General features: G+C 63.5%; 11 protein-coding genes and 1 tRNA gene. 4 read left to right on the top strand and 8 right to left on the bottom strand.

All coding sequences use genetic code 11. The features are described 5' to 3' along the window. Positions 1-11: 11 nt before the first annotated feature. Positions 12-596, bottom strand: a complete 585-nt coding sequence (locus tag NHH73_10320) for a hypothetical protein (protein ID USX28644.1) — start codon at positions 594-596, stop codon at positions 12-14. 167 nt (positions 597-763) lie between these two features. Between NHH73_10320 and tssJ the strand changes: the two genes are divergently transcribed. From tssJ to NHH73_10305, 3 genes are read left to right on the top strand one after another with little or no spacing between them, the layout of a single operon-like run. Next, positions 764-1348, top strand: a complete 585-nt coding sequence (gene tssJ / locus NHH73_10315; GenBank protein ID USX28643.1) for a type VI secretion system lipoprotein TssJ — start codon at positions 764-766, stop codon at positions 1346-1348. A gap of 15 nt (positions 1349-1363) precedes the next feature. Beyond that, entirely contained in the window at positions 1364-2722 is a 1359-nt protein-coding gene (gene tssK / locus NHH73_10310; protein USX28642.1) for a type VI secretion system baseplate subunit TssK, read from the top strand. After that, the gene (locus NHH73_10305; GenBank protein ID USX28641.1) at positions 2719-3501 is read left to right on the top strand and encodes a DotU family type IV/VI secretion system protein; all 783 of its coding nucleotides are present in this window, start codon (positions 2719-2721) and stop codon (positions 3499-3501) included. Before tssK ends, NHH73_10305 begins: the two co-directional genes overlap by 4 nt. Positions 3502-3515: 14 nt before the next feature. Here NHH73_10305 and NHH73_10300 read toward each other — a convergent pair whose 3' ends face one another. The 4 genes from NHH73_10300 to NHH73_10285 form a co-directional block, all read right to left on the bottom strand. After that, the gene (locus tag NHH73_10300; protein USX28640.1) at positions 3516-4304 is read right to left on the bottom strand and encodes an OmpA family protein; all 789 of its coding nucleotides are present in this window, start codon (positions 4302-4304) and stop codon (positions 3516-3518) included. Between the two features lie 39 nt (positions 4305-4343). Next, a complete protein-coding gene (gene tagF, locus NHH73_10295) occupies positions 4344-5312 on the bottom strand; it encodes a type VI secretion system-associated protein TagF (GenBank protein ID USX28639.1) in 969 nt (322 codons plus the stop codon). Then, on the bottom strand, positions 5309-9070 hold the full coding sequence (gene tssM, locus NHH73_10290) for a type VI secretion system membrane subunit TssM (protein USX29603.1): 3762 nt from the start codon (positions 9068-9070) through the stop codon (positions 5309-5311). Before tssM ends, tagF begins: the two co-directional genes overlap by 4 nt. Positions 9071-9184: 114 nt before the next feature. Next, the gene (locus NHH73_10285) at positions 9185-10024 is read right to left on the bottom strand and encodes a M15 family metallopeptidase (GenBank protein USX28638.1); all 840 of its coding nucleotides are present in this window, start codon (positions 10022-10024) and stop codon (positions 9185-9187) included. 128 nt (positions 10025-10152) lie between these two features. On the opposite strand from NHH73_10285, the gene NHH73_10280 reads away from it, so the two are divergent. Beyond that, positions 10153-11067 carry a hypothetical protein gene (locus tag NHH73_10280; protein ID USX28637.1) on the top strand — a complete coding sequence of 305 codons (915 nt, stop codon included), beginning with the start codon at positions 10153-10155 and terminating at the stop codon, positions 11065-11067. 24 nt (positions 11068-11091) lie between these two features. Here the strand turns inward: NHH73_10280 and NHH73_10275 are convergent, their stop codons facing one another. The 3 genes from NHH73_10275 to NHH73_10265 all read right to left on the bottom strand — a co-directional run bounded on the left by NHH73_10275 (position 11092) and on the right by NHH73_10265 (position 14166). Continuing rightward, positions 11092-11556, bottom strand: coding sequence for an Hsp20/alpha crystallin family protein (locus NHH73_10275; GenBank protein USX28636.1), 465 nt, complete (start codon positions 11554-11556; stop codon positions 11092-11094). 201 nt (positions 11557-11757) lie between these two features. Next, positions 11758-11833: transfer RNA gene (locus tag NHH73_10270), tRNA-Asn, on the bottom strand. 143 nt (positions 11834-11976) lie between these two features. Then, entirely contained in the window at positions 11977-14166 is a 2190-nt protein-coding gene (locus tag NHH73_10265; protein USX28635.1) for a TonB-dependent receptor, read from the bottom strand. Positions 14167-14404 lie beyond the last annotated feature (238 nt).

Raw genomic sequence — 14404 nt, 5'->3', positions numbered from 1 at the left:
AGGAAAGCGGCTTACTTCAAGCCGCCGAAAGGATCGCTGCTGTTGGTCTGGCTGCCGGTCTTGGCGGGCGCCGTCACGGTGGCCTTCTTGGGTGGAGCGGGTTTGCGCGTCGCCGCCGACGAGGGCACCAGGACGTCCTCGCCCAAGCTTCCGCGCAGCAGTTTGGCCAGCTCCTGCGCCTCCGAACGCAGCGAGCCATTCAAATTGTTTTGCCGGCTCAGGTCCGACAGCGCCTTGGTCGACAGACGCAGGCCGCTGACGGCGACGATGCTGTTGCCAAGTTTGTCGTTCGGATCGCGCTGCAGCGCCTCCAGCGCGTTGGTGATCGCCTCGCCGTAGCTGGCGCGGTCGAATTTGATCTGCGCCATATGCAGCCAGGGCGCCTTGTCGGCGGGGTAGTTGGTGGCGGCGGCTTTCAGGATGCCCTGAGCCTTGTCGCTTTCGCCAGCGGTCAGCGCGGCGCCGGCGTCGGTCAGCGCCTGCTCCAGCGTGGACGCCTGCGGCTTTTTGGTGCGGACCATGTCGCCGTCGGTCGCGCAGCCGGACAACAGGATCAGACTCGCCACGCAGGGCCACCATGTTCTTGCGATGTTCATCACTCTCTCCTTATTTGCGAAACCAGATACGAGAGAGCCATTATTCATGAACGGTGGTAGCGGTAGTTGCGTCTAATCAATTATTCATCCCCTTCCAAATTACTTGCGCCGCCGCAAGTTCGATCCCTGCCGCTTTCGCTCTAATGCATGGATCGTCTGGAGAAAACATGAACGGAACAACTACGATCGTGATAGCGGGACTGCTTGCGCTACAAGGCTGCGCGGCCGGCTCCATCGCCGGCGCGGCGCTGCAAATCGCCGGCGTCCAAAAGCCGCCGGAGCTGCCCGACGCGCAAAAGCCGCCGCGCAATGTGGCGATCCGGCTGCACGCGGCGCCGAACCTCAACGCCGGCAAGGCGGTGCAGCCGATGGCGCTGGCGACGCGGATTTACAAGCTGCGCCAGACCGCAGCCTTCCAGCAAATGAACTTCAACGCGTTCCTCAACGCGCAAACCGAACGCGAACTACTCGGCAACGATCTGCTGGAGGTCAAAGAAGTGATGCTAATTCCCGGCCAGCGTTATGAGGTCGTCGAAAAGGTCACGCGGGAAGCGTATTTCATCGCCGTCGTCGCCCTGTTCCAGGCGCCGGCCGAGGGGCGCTGGCGCCTCTCGTTCGCCGCAGCCGAAGCCGAGAAGGCCGGCATCACCGTTGGTTTGCACGCGTGCGCGATGAGCCTCGGCGCGGGCGCGCTTGCAACGACGGCCGTCAATGAAACCGGCAAGCCTCTGGCGGCAGTGCGCTGCCAATAACCTGAAGGAGTCAACATGAGCATTCCATCCAAGGTCCTGTGGGGCGAAGGCGTGTTTCTGCGCCCACAGCACTTCCAGCAACAGGACCAGTATCACGAGGCGCGCCTGCACCAGACTGCGCGGGCGCTGCATCCCTACCTGTGGGGCGTGCGTCGCATCGAGTGGGATCACGACGCGTTAAAGGCCGATCGCCTGCGCCTGCAAGCGCTGTCCATCATCTTCCAGGATGGCGAAATCGTCGACGCGCCGTCGAGCGAACCGCTGCCGGTGGCGATCGACCTGTCCTCCCTGCCGCCAAACCTGCAGGAAGTGACCTGGTACGCCGCCCTGCCCGCGCTGGCGCCGGGTGGCGGCAACGCAGCGCCGAACGGTCCGCAAAAGGATGAACAGCATGCCGCGGCCCGTTATCGCCAAACCACCAGTGAAACGCCGGACCTGTACACGCGCGCAGTCAGCGCGGAGGTCAGCTATCTGAAAAAATCGGTGCGCCTGGTGTCCGACCAGGAGCCGCTCGGCGCCTACGACTGCGTGCCGGTGATACGGCTGCGCCGCTTGGTCACCGGCGGTTTCGAACCCGATCCTGCGTTTATCCCGCCAGGCCTGTCGATCGCCAGTACCCCCGCGCTGAAGGCGATGCTGGACCGCCTGATGGACGCCTTGCAGGCCAAGGTGCAGTCCTTGCAAGGCCATATGCGCGAGCCAAGCCGCAACGTCATCGAATTCCGTTCCGGCGACGTCTCGTCGTTCTGGCTGCTGCATACGGTCAGCACTTCGGCCGCGTCGTTGATGCACTACGTGCGCAATCCCGAGCTGCATCCGGAGCGGCTGTTCGAGTCGCTGCTCGCGCTGGCCGGCGCGCTGATGACCTACTCCAAACAGTACTCGCTGGTCCACCTGCCCTGCTACCGTCATGACGACATGGCGTCGTGCTTCTCAGGTCTCGACGACATCATCCGCGATCTGCTCGACACCGTGATCTCGACCAAATACTTCTCCATCGCGCTGTCGGAAGAAAAGCCGAGCTACCACCTGGGCAAGCTCGATTCAGGAAAAATCGACCAGCGCACCACGCTGTACCTGGCCGTCAGCGCCTCGCTGTCGGCGCTGGAGCTGGTGGAGATCGTGCCGCTGCGCGTCAAGGCCGGCGCGCCGGACGACGTCGAGAAATGCGTGCTGACGGCCATGCCGGGGGTGAAAATCACCCACGCGCCGCAGGTGCCGGCGGCGATTCCGGTTCAACCGGATACCTACTACTTTGCGCTGGAAAGCAAAGGCATGCTGTATGAGCAGATGCTCAAGGCGCAGTCGATCTCGATCTACGTACCGAGCGGCATACGTGACCTGCGCATCAACCTGATCGCGGTGACAGCATGACGCCCCAAGTCGAACGCCGCGCGATCCCGACGCTGATGGGCGGCCAGCGCCGGCAGATCCAGCCGGGCTACGGCCACGTGCAAACCCTGCTCGATCTGTTGCAGGAAGGCTTCTACCTGCTGTTCATGCTGAAGAACGGCAGCACTCCCCCCGGCGAGGCAGCCTTCCTCGACACCATCACCGCCTACCTGGCGGAATTCGACAGCGAGGCCCGCAAGCTGCGCGCGCAAGGCGAGGATATCGACGACGCCAAGTACGCGTTCTGCGCCGCGCTCGACGAAATCATCCTGGGTTCGCAGTTCCCGATGCGCTTCGCGTGGGAGCGCCGTCCGCTGCAACTGGTGATCTTCGGCGACCAGCTGGCCGGCGAACACTTCTTCGACCGGCTGGAAGCGCTGCGTAGCACCGGCGGCGCCAGGCTGCCGGCGCTGCAGGTGTTCCATATGTGTTTGCTGATCGGTTTTCGCGGCAAGTACGCGCTCGACGCCGGCGACAAGCTAGCCTACATGACCGCGCGACTCGGCGACGAGATCGCGCACATCCAGGGCAAGAGCAAGGGCTTCGCGCCGCAGGCGGAGCGGCCGGACCAAATCGTCAACAAGCTGCGCAGCAATACACCGTTGTGGGCACTGTGCGCGCTCTTCTCGGTGATCGGCCTGGCGGCGTATATCGGGTTGAAGTCTTCGCTGTCGCACGACACGCAGAACACGCTGGCGGCCTACGCGGACCTGGTCAAGCTGGCGCCAAGGCCGGCATATGTGACGATCACGCTGCCCTGAGGGGCAGCGTTTTTTTACTGCGCGATGCGGAATTCGATACGACGGTTGCGCGCGCGGCCGTCGGCGCTGCTGTTCTCTGCCACCGGGCGATCCGGCCCCTGCCCCGACACCATCACCATCTCCTGACTGATACCCCTGTCGGCCAGATAGCTGCGCACCGCCTGCGCGCGGGCGTGGCTCAAGGCCAGGTTGCTGTCGCGCAGGCCGACATTGTCGGTGTGCCCGATCACTTCCACCTTCTTGCCTTTTACCTTTTGCATCGCCGCCGCCATCTCGTCCAGGATGCCTTTTCCGGACTCGGTCAGCGTCGCCTTGCCGCTCTCGAACTCGATGATGCGCTTGGCCAGCGTCTGGTCAAGCAGGTTCTGTTCCGCCGCGCTCACACGCAGGCCGTTGTTGACCGTGTAGCTGGGATTGAGGCTGGTGGCGAAGTCGCTGGCGATCTGCTGGCGCTGCGCCTCGTTGGCGACTTCGCCGCGCAAGGTGACGTTGGTGCCGTCGATCTTGATTTCGCCCTTGGTGATCAACTTCAGATTGGGGCCGATAAGTTTTTGCACATACCCGTTCCAGTTGGGCGGCAGCGACACCGGCGCGATCGACACCTGGTCGACCACGCGCTCGGGGCCATACAGCTCGCGCACGCGGGCCAGCATGGCCGCCTTGCTGGCCTCGTCCGGTACCGAGCCGCTGACCAGCACCTGGCCGGGTTTGGGCGTGGCCGGCGCAGGGGTCTGCGCCGCACAGTAGATCGATGTCGATAACAATGCCGGCATCACCGCCGGCCAGATGGTCCGCTGGCGCATCGAAAAGCTCCTCTTTGTGTGGAATCGAAGTGAAAGAAATCAGACGAAAGTCTCGTGGAACAGCGCCTGGACGGACCGCAGCGACAACTGGCCCTGCTCCAGATAAGCGGACAGCTTTTGCACCCGCGCGTCGCTGGCGATCAATTCATCGACCCAGCCGGAATAATCGAAGTTGATCTGCTGGTCGGCGGCGCACGCTGGATCGATGATGGCCTGCAGCGCTTCGGGAGCGGCGCCGCCAAAGCCGATCACCAGCGATGGCTGCTCGCGGATATCGGCCATGAACACGCATAGTTCGAAATCCGCCTGGTGCAGGAACGGTGCGATCAAATCCAGCCAGAACGCGGCCACCAGATGGCGTTGACGGGCCGACTGCGGCAATGGCAGCGCCAAGCTCTTTTCCAGCCGGGCCTCGGCGCTGCGCCGGACCGGCTGCAGCAGCAGCCCGATGGCCAATATCATCCGGCGCGCCGAATCGCGAGCCAGCATCGCCTCCAGGCTGGCGATATTGTGGCGGTCGAGGAAATCGACGAACGCGATTTCGTGTTCGGCGGCGCCGGGTTCGATATCGAAGGTGGTGGCCGCGAGGACCTGCAGCGCGGGATCGGGATCGGCCGCATCCAGCACATCGGCGGCCAGTTGTTCCAGCTCATTCCACAGCGGCGCCAGAACCACGGGACTCAGCGCAAGGAAGGTGCGCGGCGATTCGATCTCAATGGCCGTCATGCTCAAAAACGGGTAGCGCCGCTGCGAGGCGTCGCTGCTGGCCGCCAGATGGCCGGCGATCGCGCGCCGGCTGCGCGTGCCGACAAAGGCGAACTGCAACGGGCGCATGGCGTCGTAGTTGATCTTCCAGCGTGGATCGGCGCTCAACAGATTCATCACCTCCGCCAGCCAGCCGTCAAGCAGATTGGCCAGCGCCAGATTGTTGGTCGCCTTGATAAAGTCGCCCCGGGACGGTAGCTTGCCGAAATAGCCGATGCGGACATTCTGTGGAAGACGTTTCATTGTAGTGCTCCAGTGGCCGCGATAGCGGGTGCTGCGGGGGCGGCTGGGGCGCCGACGATGGTTTCGGGCAGCCGCCTGCCGCGGAAGCCCTGCGCCTGCGGCGCGCTGTCGTTATCTTTGACGTCCGGACTGCTGATGATCTTCAAGCCCATGGCCACGGTGATGGCGCCGCTGGTCCAGCGCAGCTCGAACACGCCGCCTTCGCGCTTTTGCTTGGCCGCCGCGTCGATCATGCGTTTAAGGCCAAACTGCCCCGGCTCATTGAGCACCTCGACGCTGCGGCCGTCGAACGACACCGCCGTGATGCGCGCACCGGAGACGCCCTGGGTGCTGGGGTGGACCATATTGGTCCATTGCGCCGGGGTGTTGCGGTAGCGGATCTGCTGGCCGTCGATATCGACGGTGTATTCCAGGGTACCCGGCGCCGGCATCGGCTGGAGCTGGAACACGGTTTGCGCCGCGGCCGAGGAAGCAGCCACGCCGCCGGCGCCGATCGGTGCGATCCAGCCGGGGAAGCGCGCCACAGTCTGCGGGGCCAGCTTGATGCCCATATCGGCCCAGGTACGCGGCGCCAGCACGTCGCCCCGGCGCAGTACCAAGGGTCCCATCGCGGTGGTGGCGAATTTGGCGATCAATCCGTCGGGGCCGAAGAACTGTGCGATTTCCGAGCTGGCAGCTTCGATCCGGGCGTTGGGCGAGAACGGGTATTTGTTGGCCAGCGATTGCTGGAACGGCTCGTAGACCTGCGCCAGCCAGGTCTTGTTGATCTCCGCTTCGACAGGCACGATCAGCACCGCGAAAGTCTGCATCAGCGGCCGCACCAGGATGGGACGGATCGCCTGTTTCTGCGAGTCGCTCATCCCGGTCAGCATTTGCTCGTCGACGTAGCGCAGCGCGTCGGCCAGCTCCGAACCCGTGCCTTCGAGCGTCTGTTGCATGAACTGGCGCGCGCCGGGACCGGGATCGCCCTGGTTCTTCAACTGATTCAGACGGCTGCGCAACTTGGACAAGGTGTCCATATAGGCGCGCATCAGCGACGCATCCTTGTCCTTGGCGGCGACCAGCTTGCCGACGCCGGCGAACTCGCGGCCGATGGGGCCCATCGGCCTGTCGACGCGGGTCTGGTCCATCTGCAGATTGACGTTGATCTGCGACGGCCCGCGCCGCATCACGGTGTTCTTGACCCAGTTGACGAAGCCCGACTGCGCCTCTTTCAACTCGGTGCTCATCACCGCCGGATTGTCCCAGGACGTTTGCTGGTAGATGGTGGTGAGCAGCTTCGATATCGGCGACGACTGCGGATCGCCCAGGCGGTTCATGGCGACGACGGCGGCGTCGAAACCGTTCAAATTGGCGATGGTAACGCCCTGCACGAATTTCTGCCATTCGCGCGCGTAGTCGGCCTTGTACAAATCGGTCAGGCCCTTCTCGATTTGTTCCGGGCTGCCTTCCAGCGTCAGATCGTCGCGCGCGGCGGTCTTCAATACCCAGTCGGCGCTTTGCAGCTCGCGCGTGGCCGCCTCGCGGAAGGCGCCCTGCACATACTTCTCCCATGCCTCACGGGTGTAGGCGCCGGCAATCGCATGACTGCCGGTGACCAGCGCCTGATCCTGCTCGCCGACCATGCGCGCCACCGTCATCGCCGGGAAGCGGGTGTTGGCGCGGGCACGGATGTCGGCGTAGACGCGTTCCCGCGCCGGCATGCCGCGCACCACGCGCTTCAGATTCTCACGCGCTTGGTCGATCAGCGCCAGCTTGGGCTCCACGCGGGGCCACGACGGATCGGCGATCTGCGCCAGGTAGAAGGTCATCAGCCGTTCGGCGCTGTGGATCATCTGCTCGCGCGGCATCGCGCCACGGTGGTTTTCGAGCCACACGCGCCAGTGGCGGGTCAACTGGTCGTTCAGATGGCTGGGTTCCGCATGCGATTTATCGACCAGCATCAGATAGCTTTTCAGCGCGTTGTACGCGTCTTCCACGTTGGCGGCGGAGGCTTGCTGAAACTGGCGGCTGGCCGCAGCCACGGGAGGAGCGGCGGCTTCGCCCACCGGCTGCGCGGCGACGGCGCCCGGCGCCTGCAATTCGTCGGCGCGGGTGTTCATCTCGGACAGCAGCGTCTCCAGGTTGGCGACGACCGGCTTGATCATCACCTCCCGCGCACCGGAGAAGTACTCCTCGCGCAGCTTCTGCTCCAGCAGCCCGCCCTGGTAAAGGCCCATTCGCAGCGACCATGGCCGCTCGTCGCGGTACTTGTCCAGTTGTTCGATGCGGTCCTGCAGTATCTCCAGCGCCTCGAGCCGCGACTGCAAATCGAGCCGCTTGTCCTGCAGCTTGATCACCTTATCCAGATCGGCCTGCACATTGCTGACTAACTGGCGATTGCCCAGATAGGACCAGCTCCACCCGCCCAGCGACGCGCCCAGTAGCAGCACCGCGCCGAAGAAAGCGGCGTACGTCAGCCGCACCTTATGCTTGCTGGCGTACTGCGACACCAGGTCCTTGTCGGCGAAGATCACCTTGCGGAATAGATTCTGCAGGAAGAAGCCCGATTGCCCCGCTCCGGCGACGGCCTGCGCATCCGGCACCGACAGCGCGAAGCGCTTGGCGACCCTGTGCGACTGCTCGCTGACAGGCATGCCCTCCTGCAGCGCGCTGGTGAAGTAATAGCCGCGAAACACGGGTTTGAACTGGAATGGATTTTCCTCGAACAGCGTGGCGAGAAACGCCCGCAGCGGCGTCCTGATCGTCGCGAACTCCAACGGAAAGGTGAACACGCCGGGCTCCATGCGCTCGCGCCGCTGCTGGCTCATATTGGCCAGGCTAAGCTCCTTCAAGCCGTCGCACAGCTCCGGGAAACTCTGGTCGAAGAACGCCATCAACTGCTGGCTGGTCGCGTTGCGCTTGTAGGGCATGGTCGCGCCCCACACGCGCTCGCGCTCCGAGCGTTCGGCCTTGGCGAAGAATTCGTCGAAGCCGGCGATCAGGTCCGCCTTGGTGAACACCACGTACACCGGCGCGAAGACTTCCAGCCGCTCGATCAAGTCCTGCACCCGCTTGCGCAAACTGAGCGCGAGCTTGATGCCGGCCTCCGGATCCTCCCCGCGCAGTTCCGCGATGCTGACGGCGATCAGGATGCCGTTGATCGGCGCGCGGCGGCGGTACTTCTTCAGCAGATCGAGAAAGCCGAACCACTCGGCGCGATGCTCGTCCATGACCGAGTAGCGGCCGGCCGTATCGAGCAGGATGCCGTCCGGCGTGAAGAACCAGTCGCAGTTGCGGGTTCCGCCAACGCCCTGCACCACCTTGCCGTCGGCGAAAGGAAACTGCAGGCCGGAGTTGGTGATCGCGGTGCTTTTGCCTGCGGCCGGATTCCCGATGATCATGTACCAAGGCAGCTCATACAAGGCGCGCGTGCCGGAGACGATGCCCAACTTGGAACCCTTGATCGTCTCGATGGCCTTCAGCAGGCTCTCGCGGATGGCCTTGACCTCGGCGCCCGCCTGGTCTTTCGGCGCCTCCTCGGTCGCGGCCCTGGTGCCGATGGCGTCGGCCAGCTTCTCCGACTCCCGCCTGGCGCGCGACCATCGCCACAGCCAGACCAGGCCCGCCAGCGCCAGCATCACGGCGGTCGCGCCCAGCGCCCAGATCAGCGCAAGCTCCAGCACTTGTGCGCCTAAATAGAATATCGCCGCCATCGCGGCCAAACCAAAAATCGTCAGGTGACGGGTATCGGTCAGGAAGTGCCAAATTTTTCGCATCATGGTTCGGTCGGGGTTTGGACGACTGCGCTTGAAAGGAAGGCGGACCGATCAATGTTGCCACCAATCATGTTTCGAATGCTTGAGCGGGCACAATGAACGCCGCGCCCTGTTTTATTTGCGCACAGTGCCGGGGACGCGCAGCTCCGTGTGGCCGAAATCCATCATCGTCCAGCGTCCGCCCCAGGTCAGGCCGACCGATTCAGCCGTCTCGCCGTACAGGCGGTAGCCGCGCATCGCCCACGGATCTTTTTCCGATATGACCAGCTTGCCGTCGCGCAGGAACGCGCAGTCGGCCGCCAGCCCAAACTGGTGATAGCTCTGGAAAGCCTTGGCGTTGGTGACATTGGAACCGGCCGCCGCCAGCGAGTTCTGCCGCTCTGGGCTGCGGTAGCCTTCCAGAATCGCCATGTCGTAACCGTGGCGCTCCTTCATGATCCGAAACACCAGCAGCATGCGGCGGGAAAAGTCCGGGTCGAGCAATTGCCAGTTGCGGTTGGCGCTGTCGAGCATGGGCCGCACCAAGGTCACCTCGGCCGTCGTGAATGTCACGGGCGGCAACGGCGCCGGCGTCACCAGTTGCTCGCCTTTCAGCAGATCGGCCACCTGGTCATTGGCGACATGGACGCCGCCGTCATAACCGCCCAGCATGTCCCGCCCACTGAGCATCAGCGCCAGCAACGGCGGCACCGTCATCAGCACGGACGCAGCCAGTATCAGCGGAGAGCGCCTTTGCACGAACCGCAATGCGCTACCGGCGCCGCCGCGCGCGCCGCGTCCCAGCGCCGACGCCTGTTGCGTGCCTTGTTGATAATCGCGCCGCAAGCGCTGCTCGAGACGGCGCCCGATCGCGCTGGCCGACTGAGCCATCAGGTCGCGTCCCGCCGGAAACAGCAACAGCCAGGCGCCAACACAGGCGAACACGAAAAACATCAACACAGAAAAGAGAAACATGGTGCGCTCCGTCAAAGCAAGGTCGGGCCGCCGGATGGACACTGGCAAGCGACCGGGTCACTAACGTTTCATCGTAGGCCCGATCGGCGATCGACGTGAAAGACCAGATCAAATTCGAAGGGAATATTGTGGACACATCGAAACGAAAACCGGACTTGATGGGAACGCCGGGCGGTCAGACGGATAGCGCCAAGCGCATCCTCGCGCATCTGGAACACGGTGCGCGGCTGCCCGCGTCCAAGCCGGCGCGCGCCGCCAGTTGGGCGATCGACGGTTGGACTGTGGGCTTGGGCTTGCTGCTGCTGGCAATGTGCGGCATCGCATGGCTGATGCATGAGAAAAGCGCGCCAGCGGGCGGTTTCAAGGCAAGCTATAGCAGCACGCGCGCGTTGTCGGGGCTTGAGCGGAGTGGCCACAATATACAGGCGCGCACGCGGTTGGAAAGCACCCACGTGGACCCGGGCGAAGTGATCGTCGATCCGGCGGAACTGCCGGCGGCGATCGTGAACGAGCCAGCGCCGCGACAGGCGCAAAATAGAAATGAACCGCAAGCAATGGCGGCGACAACGACGGCGTCGCGCGAGCTCGGTCCGACGGCCTACACGCAGTCCGCCGCCGCAGCCGGCAGGCCAACGACCGGGCCGGCGACCTTGCCCGCCGAAACGGCGCGTGTCGCCTCGGTCGGCGCCGCCTACCCAAGGTCGGCCAGCGCCATCAGCAAATACAACAGCAGCGCCAGCAGCGCCAGCGCAGCGACTCCGCGCGTCACGCCCGCCGTTGCGGCATCACGCGGCAAGGCGGCGGCGCCCGCCAACGACACAGATGTCGCACTGCTCGCCGCGCTCGTTGCGCACGCGGGCACGCCCGCCGCCGTCGCACCGGAACGCAGCCGCGACATCGTTGAACGCCGCGAGGGCGACAGCACGGCGGACCTGCTGGCGCGCTGCAAGCAGCTCGGACTGATCGAGGGCATGCTGTGCCGCTCGCGCATCTGCTCCGGTCGCTGGGAATCGGACGCCACCTGCCGCGCGCCGGCCAATTGATCCCGGCCCGGGTTATTTAATCTGTTATTGAATCGTCAGCTGTTTGCCGCCGGTGCCGACTTTTTTCGGCAGGGTCAACGTCAACACGCCGTTCTCATAACGCGCACCGGCCTGGTCGTCATCGACTTCCTGCGGCAACGTAAAGCTGCGGTGCACCTGGCCGTAGTAGCGTTCGTTGCGCAAAGTGCCGCCGCTGCCGGTGCCGCCGGCACCGCCACCGTCAGCGCTCTTCTCCTCTTTGATTTCGGCCGTCAGCGAGACCTGGTTACCGTTGATCGCGACCTTGATGTCCTCCTTCTGCACGCCGGGAATTTCGGCCTTGACGGTATATTCCTTCTCCGTCTCGGTCACATCCATGCGCATACGCTGGGTCTGCTCCTGACGCCACACCGGCGGCGAAAAGTCACGGAACAACTCATCCATATCGCGGAAGGGATCGAAGCGGGCGATGTCGCGGAACGGATCGAGACGCATCAGACTGTTAGCCATAATATCCTCCTGTGGATAGTGGTTGAACAAGCCAATATGATAGGAAGCGACCCGGCACGGCGTTTGATCTGCGTCAAACGAAAGAAAGCCACGTTGGCATCACGGTGAGAATTGATGCGGTCAAGGTAAATAGTCCAGTGCGGCTCCACAAAGCAAAAAGCCCAACCGGTAAAGGCTGGGCTTTCTGATACTACTAAATTCTGGCTCCCCGACCTGGACTCGAACCAGGGACCTGCGGATTAACAGTCCGTCGCTCTACCAACTGAGCTATCAGGGAAAAGAGGCCGCATTATATACGGCCAACTACTAGCTGTCTAGGCTAGACGAAAAAATCATACAGCCCATCCAACGAATGCCGGTGGCGGCTCATGGCGGATTACGCCGTGCCGGCTAATCCGCCCTACGAGTACCACTCAACGATCAGAAACCGCCCTTGAACTGCACGCCAAACTGACGCGGCTCGTTCACCATGCCGGTCAGGTTGTTGAAGTCGATGGCGCCGATGATGCGCTGGGTGTCGGTGATGTTGCGCGCGAAAGCGGCCACTTCGTACTTGCCGCCATCCCAGTTGTAGCCCACGCGCAGCCCGCCTTCAACCATCGACTTGCCGGTGAATTCCTTGGCTTCGTACAGGAAGAAGTTGATCTTGCTGCGATACGACCAATCGGTCAGCACGAACAGGTTGCCGTTCTCCAGCGCCCAGTTGTAGCGCGCGGTCGCGTTCAGGATGTACTTCGGCGCCTGCGGCAGCGGGTTGCCGTTGATGTCGACGCGGCCGGCCGCGTTGAGCGGATCGGTCACGGTGCACGAACCGCACTTGGCCACGGACAGGCTCGGGTCCTTGATCTTGGTGAAGTTGTACGAACCGCCCGCCGAGACCTTGAACGCCGGCGTGATGAACGCCTCGAAGTCCGCTTCGACGCCGCGGCCGTCGGTCTTGGCGGCGTTGATCAGGCGGGTGACGTTGGAGTTGCCACCAACCACGGTCAGCTGCTGGTTCTTCACTTCGTAGTTGTAGACGCTGAACGAAGCGCGCGCGCGGCGGTTGAACAGGTCGGCCTTGACGCCGGCTTCATACGAGGTGATGGTTTCTGCATCGGCCACGGTGATCGGCACCGACGCCGAGGCGGCGGCGATACTCGGCGCGCGGAAGCCGGTGGCCACGCGGGCGTAGGTGCTGACGTCCGGGTTGATCTTGTACGTCAGGCTCAGATCCCAGCTGGCTTTGCTCTTGCTCTCGTCGACCGATTGCGGGCCGGCCAGCACCACGTTCTGGGCTTCCACGGTGTAGAAGTCCTTCTTGTCGTTGGTGTAGCGCAGGCCGCCGCGCAGGATCAGGTCCTGGGCCAGGTCGTACGTCACCGAGCCGAACACGGCCGCGGCCTTGTTGGTCTGATGGCTGGCCAGGTGCGAGGTTTGCGCGCCGGTGGTGCTGTTGTAGTTGTTGCTGTAGCCGTCAGCGCTTTCCTTGAAGTAGTAGACGCCGGTCTGCCAGTTCAGCGGGCCCGCGTTCTTCGATTCGACGCGGAATTCCTGGCTGTACTGGTGCAGGCCGCTCAGTCCGCCACCGGTTTCGACCTGGAACGGAATGAAGCCCGGGCCGGCCGGCGTGCCGCCGTCGATGTCGCCACGGCTGTAGTACTTGTCAACGCCTTCGTAGCCGGTGATCGAGAACAGCTTGACCGAACCCAAGTCCCAGGTCAGGCGGGCGTTGGCGCCGTTGGTGCTCAGCTCCTGGGCGTTCTGGCCGTTGGTGCTGATCTGGTTGAAGCTGTAACCATCGGCGAAGTCGTTGGTGCCCTTCTTGATGATGTTGGCGCGGAACAGGCGCGCGCTGCCGGTGGTCGAACGCGCGTGCACGTTGAACAGGGCGTTGAAGGTGGTGCTCGGGCTGTACAGGAACTGCACGCGCTCGGCGTGTTCGTTGTAGCCTTCCAGCGAATCTTTGGCGCCGGTGAAGGTGTTGTCGACGAAGTCGTCGCGGTGCTGGCGCAAGGTCGATACGCGCATCGCCCACTCGCTCGACAGCGGCACGTTGGCGGCCGCTTCGAGGTTGACGGTGTTGTGCGAGGCCCACGACAGGCTGTAGTAGCCTTCGACCTGTTTCAGGTTCGGCTTGGCCGATTCGAACTTGACCACGCCGGCCGGGGTGTTGCGGCCGAACAGAGTGCCTTGCGGGCCGCGCAGCACTTCCACGCCGGCCATGTCGAACATCGGGAAACCTTTGAGGATGCCGTTTTCCTGCACGACGTCGTCGTACACCAGCGACACCGGCTGCGAGGCGAAGGTGCTGAAGTCGGTGTTGCCGTAGCCGCGGATGTAGAAGCGCGGGAAGGTACGGCCGTTCGACGATTCGACGTTCAGCGATGCCACTTTGCCTGCCAGCAGGCGGATGTCCTGGCCGCCGGACAGCAGCACGTCGAGCTTCTCGTCCTTCAGCAGGGTGACCGATACCGGCACATCCTTGATGTTCTCGGCGCGGCGCTGGGCCGTCACGACAACGGTTTCCAGTTGCGCGTCGGGCGCGACGCTTTGGGCGAAGGCGGAACCGATAGGCATAACGGCGCTCAACGCCAGCAGGCGCTTGTGCATCTTAGACAATTTGATCATTCAATTTCCCGATTTAAATGTAATGCAAAGAGTAAAAAACAGCGTCTCCTGTTCTCTCTTTCATAGACACCGCACGGTCATCTGACGTGACCATTGCGGCGCAAGCGGGCCGCTTGCGCGCCGCTTTCGGCAAAACTGGACCGCCCCGTTTCTCCACCATGAAAGCGTGAACAGGATCGCATCCGCATCTTGATTGATGTCTAGAATGCACCGACTTGCAGAAAGGCGGTATTTTCAG

It is taken from the genome of Oxalobacteraceae bacterium OTU3CINTB1 (assembly GCA_024123955.1).
Lineage (GTDB): Bacteria > Pseudomonadota > Gammaproteobacteria > Burkholderiales > Burkholderiaceae_D > Rugamonas.
This window is presented reverse-complemented; position numbering and strand designations above follow the sequence as displayed.

Excerpts from the sequence above, each read along its gene's own strand:
- NHH73_10265 (USX28635.1), bottom strand. The coding sequence starts at position 14,166 with ATGATCAAATTGTCTAAGATGCACAAGCGCCTGCTGGCGTTGAGCGCC.
- tssJ (USX28643.1), top strand. The coding sequence starts at position 764 with ATGAACGGAACAACTACGATCGTGATAGCGGGACTGCTTGCGCTACAA.
- tssM (USX29603.1), bottom strand. The coding sequence starts at position 9,070 with ATGCGAAAAATTTGGCACTTCCTGACCGATACCCGTCACCTGACGATT.
- NHH73_10320 (USX28644.1), bottom strand. The coding sequence starts at position 596 with ATGAACATCGCAAGAACATGGTGGCCCTGCGTGGCGAGTCTGATCCTG.
- NHH73_10275 (USX28636.1), bottom strand. The coding sequence starts at position 11,556 with ATGGCTAACAGTCTGATGCGTCTCGATCCGTTCCGCGACATCGCCCGC.
- NHH73_10300 (USX28640.1), bottom strand. The coding sequence starts at position 4,304 with ATGCGCCAGCGGACCATCTGGCCGGCGGTGATGCCGGCATTGTTATCG.
- tagF (USX28639.1), bottom strand. The coding sequence starts at position 5,312 with ATGAAACGTCTTCCACAGAATGTCCGCATCGGCTATTTCGGCAAGCTA.
- NHH73_10285 (USX28638.1), bottom strand. The coding sequence starts at position 10,024 with ATGTTTCTCTTTTCTGTGTTGATGTTTTTCGTGTTCGCCTGTGTTGGC.
- tssK (USX28642.1), top strand. The coding sequence starts at position 1,364 with ATGAGCATTCCATCCAAGGTCCTGTGGGGCGAAGGCGTGTTTCTGCGC.
- NHH73_10305 (USX28641.1), top strand. The coding sequence starts at position 2,719 with ATGACGCCCCAAGTCGAACGCCGCGCGATCCCGACGCTGATGGGCGGC.